The sequence below is a fragment of the Nonomuraea sp. NPDC049784 genome (assembly GCF_040659615.1).
Classification (GTDB): domain Bacteria; phylum Actinomycetota; class Actinomycetes; order Streptosporangiales; family Streptosporangiaceae; genus Nonomuraea.
In genome coordinates this window covers 1-4,495 of sequence record NZ_JBFAMX010000735.1, presented here as the reverse complement: position 1 = coordinate 4,495, position 4,495 = coordinate 1, and the positions used below count along the sequence as shown (strand labels likewise).

The following is a 4,495-nucleotide window of genomic DNA, read 5'->3' as shown; positions in this document are numbered from 1 at the left end:
AGGCCGGGTGAGCGTCCAGGCGGGCGGCGCCGACGTCCTGACGCTCCGCCTGGACGGCAAGGGCCGGCAGCTCGCCGCCGCCCAGCTCGGCACCGCCAGGGACGACGCCGTGGACCCGTTCGCCGAGCCCAACCTGTACGCCACCGCGACCCCGTCAGGAGAGGTGGCGATCAGCGGCCTGACCTACGGCACCCCGAAGGGCGGCGCCGCGCCGGGCAACGGCGACGTCTTCCTGGTCAGAACGTCACCAGCGGATCTCCGATGAAGTCCGCGATGAAGTTCACGAAGAAGAACCCGAAAAAGAGGAAGTTGAGCACGAGGATGACGTAGTGCCACGAGCGCGGGCGGGCCGGGCGCGGCAGCTTGCTGTTCAGATACATGAGCAGGAACGGATAGATCAACGCGCCCAGGTTCGACATGTTGGCCGACCACTCCACCAGCCCGACCGGCAGCGACTGGAAGATGATGATCGAGATGGCGACCAGCAGCAGGATCATGAACGGGTAGTAGAACCGCCGCGGGTCCCCTTCGATCAGGGCGCGCAGGCGCGGGCTGCTGGCGTTCGCCGCGTCGGTCGTCACGCGTACCATCGCCTCGAAGATGCCGAGCTGCGTGGAGAAGAGGATCAGCACGCCGACCACGAGCGCGACGTAGAAGCTCACCTGCCCGTAGTGGTCACCGAGCACGCTCGCCACGAACGTCGGCACGTTCGCCCGCGTCGGCTTCTCGCCGGCCATCGTGACGGCCTGCGCCATGAGGATCGTGGGCAGCAGCATGCCGAGGATGGCGCCGACGAAGAACACGCCCCACATGTCGATCAGCAGCAGCCGGTACCACCTGCGCCACAGGCTCCGGTTGCGCTCGTCGTCGGGGAAGGTGACGCCGCTGGCCAGGATCTCGCGCCGCTCGCCGCGCAGGCCCGAGATGTAGCCGACACGGTGGCCCATGCCGTAGCCCTTGTCGCGGTAGTGGCCCATGACGTACCAGTTCAGGCCCGAGGCTAACGCGGTGAACCCGGCCAGGGCGCCGAGCTGGGTCGCCGTGATCCCGGCGGGCGGGGCGGCCGGGGTGAGGAACCCGCGGATGCCCTCCCACCACTGGCTGAACGGCACCACGAGCAGGTCGACGGCCAGCAGGGCGATCAGGATGGTGCCGACCATCACCCAGTTGGCCAGTTCGAGCGCGCGGCTGACGCGCTTGGCGCCCGCGGTGATGAGGAACACCAGCACCAGCAGGGCGACGGCCCACCAGCGCGGCTCGAGGTCGTCGGCCGCCGGCGGTACGCCGTGGACCAGCGCGTAGACGCCCTGACCAGCCGACGCGGCCCACCCGCCCGCGACGAACGCGAAGATCACGATGAGCACGGACAGCGGCACCCAGAGGGGCCACCCCGGCGGCACCCGTCCCCAGCCGACCACCGGCGTCTCCCCGGTCGCGAGGACGTACCTCGAGCACTCCACGTTGTAGAACGTCTGGAGCAGCGCCGACACCACGATCACCCAGCCGACGCCGACGAACCCGTACTGCCCCACGTTCAGGGGCCCGAGCAGCCACTCGCCGCTACCGATCGAGATGCCGAGCGCGATCAGGCTCGGACCTATGGCGTACTTGAACAGTTCCTTGGTGCCGATCTTGGAGACCTTGAAGACCTCTTCCGGCGTGGGCAGGTCGGTGACTTCGAGATCCGGTCGGCTGACTCCGAGTGGGTGCGACATCTCACTGCCTCCTGCCGCCAGCGTGATCCTCAACCCCGGCGGCTTCAAGGCCCAATTTCCATACAGAATGCGGAATACAGCTCAGGCGTACTGCAGGTCGGCCCTGACGATGCGGCCGCCGGCGACCGTGAAGTCGTAGTGCGCCCGCCACCCGTCCGACCCCTCCGGAGCCCAGTGGACCAGGAGCTTCTGGCCGTCCGCCCGCCGCTCCACGATCGAGACGACGCGCAGCGTGCCGCCGATCACCTCGTTGTCCGCCCAGGCGCGGATGGCGTCGTGCCCGCGGATTCCGCGGGTGACGTCGACGATCTCGGCGTCCGGCGCGAAGGCGGTGACCAGGGCGTCCAGGTCGCGGGCGTTCACGGCGTCGACGTAGGCCTGCGCCGCCTGGACGACGTCCGCCGGCGAGCCGGTGGCCGGCGCGGAAGCGGTCGTCGGCGCGGTCGGCGCCGGGTGGGTGCCGCAGGCGCTCGCCAGCAGCGCCCAGACGGTCAGCGCCGCCGCCAGCGGGCGGTGAACGGGGCATCGCGTGGTCATGGTGCCGATGATGCGGGCCCGGAGCCCGGAGGGTCCAAGACCTGAGGTCATAGCCGATGGCTATACCCGGGAACCGGGCGCGCCGTTACCGGCGTTACGGACATCGCTACTTACAGTAGTGATGTCGTCACTTCATGGTTACAGGGGGGATCATGAAAGGTAAGCTCCTAGCAGCAGGCGGTGTGCTGATCACCGGTGCCGCGCTCTTCGGCCTGGCCGGCCCGGCCGGCGCCGCCGAGGCCGGTCCCTGCGAGCTGAGCGAAGCCGACGTATCGCACCCGCTGTGGGCCGGCGACTTCGGCGTCGACGCCGAAGCCTGCGCCGACCTCACCAGCACGAGCCGCCCGATCACCTACGACGCCATCCCGTACGACGAGGAACGCAACGACGACTGGTACCGCGCCGGCCGGGGCAGCGAACCGTACGTCACCATCGAAAGCGCCCCGGCCCAGATCCATCTCTACCGCTGGCCCTGGCAGCGCAGCTGGGTCAGCCGGTGGGGCAGCCCTGCGTGGAGTGCCGGCAGCGCCTGGGATGACGGCGGCTAAGCCCGTCCCGTCCGCCACCGGCGGTTAGTCCGGCGTGAGCCCGGGGCGCGCTACGGCGTTCCCCGGGCTCATGTCACGCATGCAGCCCGTCCCGGCTACCGCCGCCGGACGAGGCGGTACGCCCCGAGCACGCCAGGACGTACGCGGCCGCTAGCGGTCGACGATCTCGTTCTTGCCGATCACGACGACCCCGCCCCGGGTCAGCGCGAACCGGGTGCGGTCGTACTCGAGGTCGAACCCGATCCGCGCCCCGTCGGGGATCACGACGTTCTTGTCGATGATCGCCTTCCGGACGACGGCGCCCCGGCCGACCTTGACGTTCTCCATCAGCACGGAGTCCTCCACCAGCGAGTGCGAGTGGAGCACGACCTTGGGCGACAGGATCGACCTGATCGCCGTGCCGCCGGAGACGATCACGCCGGGCGAGACCAGCGAGTCGATCGCCCGCCCCACCCGGTCGCCCTCGTTGTGCACGAACTTGGCCGGAGGCAGCGGGTCGTGGCCCGTGAAGATCGGCCACTTGTCGTTGTAGAGGTTGAAGATGGGATGCGCCGAGATGAGGTCCATGTGGGCCTCGTAGTAGGCGTCGAGCGTCCCCACGTCGCGCCAGTAGCCGCGGTCACGCTCGCTGGACCCGGGCACGATGTTGTTGGCGAAGTCGTACACGTCGGCCCCGCCCGACTTGACGAGCATCGGGATGATGTTGCCGCCCAGATCGTGCTTGCTGGTGGGGTCGAGGGCGTCCTCCCGCAGCGCGTCGATCATCGACTGCGTCTTGAACACGTAATTGCCCATCGACGCGAACACCTCGTCGGGCGAGTCCGCCAGCCCCACCGCGTCCTTCGGCTTCTCCCTGAACGCCACGATCCTGCGCCCCTCAGGATCGGTCTCGATCACCCCGAACTGGTCGGCCAGCGACAGCGGCTGCCTGATCGCCGCCACCGTCACGTCCGCGCCCGAGTCTTCGTGCTGCTCGACCATCTGCCGGGGATCCATCCGGTAGATGTGGTCGGCCCCGAACACGATCACGTGCTCGGGCATCTCGTCGTAGATCAGGTTGAGGTTCTGGAACAGGGCGTCCGCCGAACCCGAGAACCACCGCGGCCCGAGCCGCTGCTGCGCGGGCACCGGGGTCACGTAGTTGCCCAGCATCGCCGACAGCCGCCAGGTGCGCGAGACGTGCCGGTCCAGGCTGTGGTTCTTGTACTGCGTCAGAACGACGATCTTCAGGAAGCCGCCGTTCGCCAGGTTCGACAGCACGAAATCGACGAGCCGGTATATCCCCCCGAACGGCACAGCCGGTTTCGCCCGATCCGCCGTGAGCGGCATGAGCCTCTTGCCCTCTCCACCTGCCAGCACGACCGCGAGCACCCTCCGGGACTTCATGTCCAGGACGCTACCCTCAAATGGCCGATCTATCGACGAAACCCGGCATGGAGAACTTCCTTCGTGTCCAGATTTGTTGTGCAATGCACGATCGGGAGCTCCTGATCTTCGGCTTGTCGATGTGGTCCGGGGGACACAGCCCCCAATAAGGTCGTGTCATGCGTGTTGATCTGCTCAGCCGGGAGTACCCGCCCGAGGTCTATGGCGGGGCCGGGGTGCACATGGAATACCTGGCCAGGGAGCTGCGGAAGCTGGCCGACGTGCGCGTGCGCTGCTTCGGAGCCGATCGCGCCGAGCCGGGCGTCTCGG

General features: G+C 68.5%; 4 protein-coding genes and 1 pseudogene. 2 read left to right on the top strand and 3 right to left on the bottom strand.

Annotated features, from left to right (window positions below; all coding sequences use genetic code 11):
• A pseudogene (locus AB0J09_RS57190) lies at positions 1-265 on the top strand (esterase); the annotation flags it as partial.
• Here AB0J09_RS57190 and AB0J09_RS57185 read toward each other — a convergent pair.
• The gene (locus tag AB0J09_RS57185; protein WP_360711242.1) at positions 237-1,715 is read right to left on the bottom strand and encodes an Nramp family divalent metal transporter; all 1,479 of its coding nucleotides are present in this window, start codon (positions 1,713-1,715) and stop codon (positions 237-239) included. The pseudogene AB0J09_RS57190 and the gene AB0J09_RS57185 overlap by 29 nt on opposite strands.
• A gap of 81 nt (positions 1,716-1,796) precedes the next feature.
• Entirely contained in the window at positions 1,797-2,252 is a 456-nt protein-coding gene (locus AB0J09_RS57180) for a nuclear transport factor 2 family protein (protein WP_360711239.1), read from the bottom strand.
• 152 nt (positions 2,253-2,404) lie between these two features.
• Here AB0J09_RS57180 and AB0J09_RS57175 point away from each other — a divergent pair, with 152 nt between their 5' ends.
• Positions 2,405-2,800: a hypothetical protein gene (locus tag AB0J09_RS57175; protein WP_360711237.1), complete on the top strand. Its 396-nt coding sequence runs from the start codon at positions 2,405-2,407 to the stop codon at positions 2,798-2,800.
• A gap of 150 nt (positions 2,801-2,950) precedes the next feature.
• Here the strand turns inward: AB0J09_RS57175 and glgC are convergent, their stop codons facing one another.
• Entirely contained in the window at positions 2,951-4,186 is a 1,236-nt protein-coding gene (gene glgC / locus AB0J09_RS57170) for a glucose-1-phosphate adenylyltransferase (RefSeq protein ID WP_360711235.1), read from the bottom strand.
• Positions 4,187-4,495 lie beyond the last annotated feature (309 nt).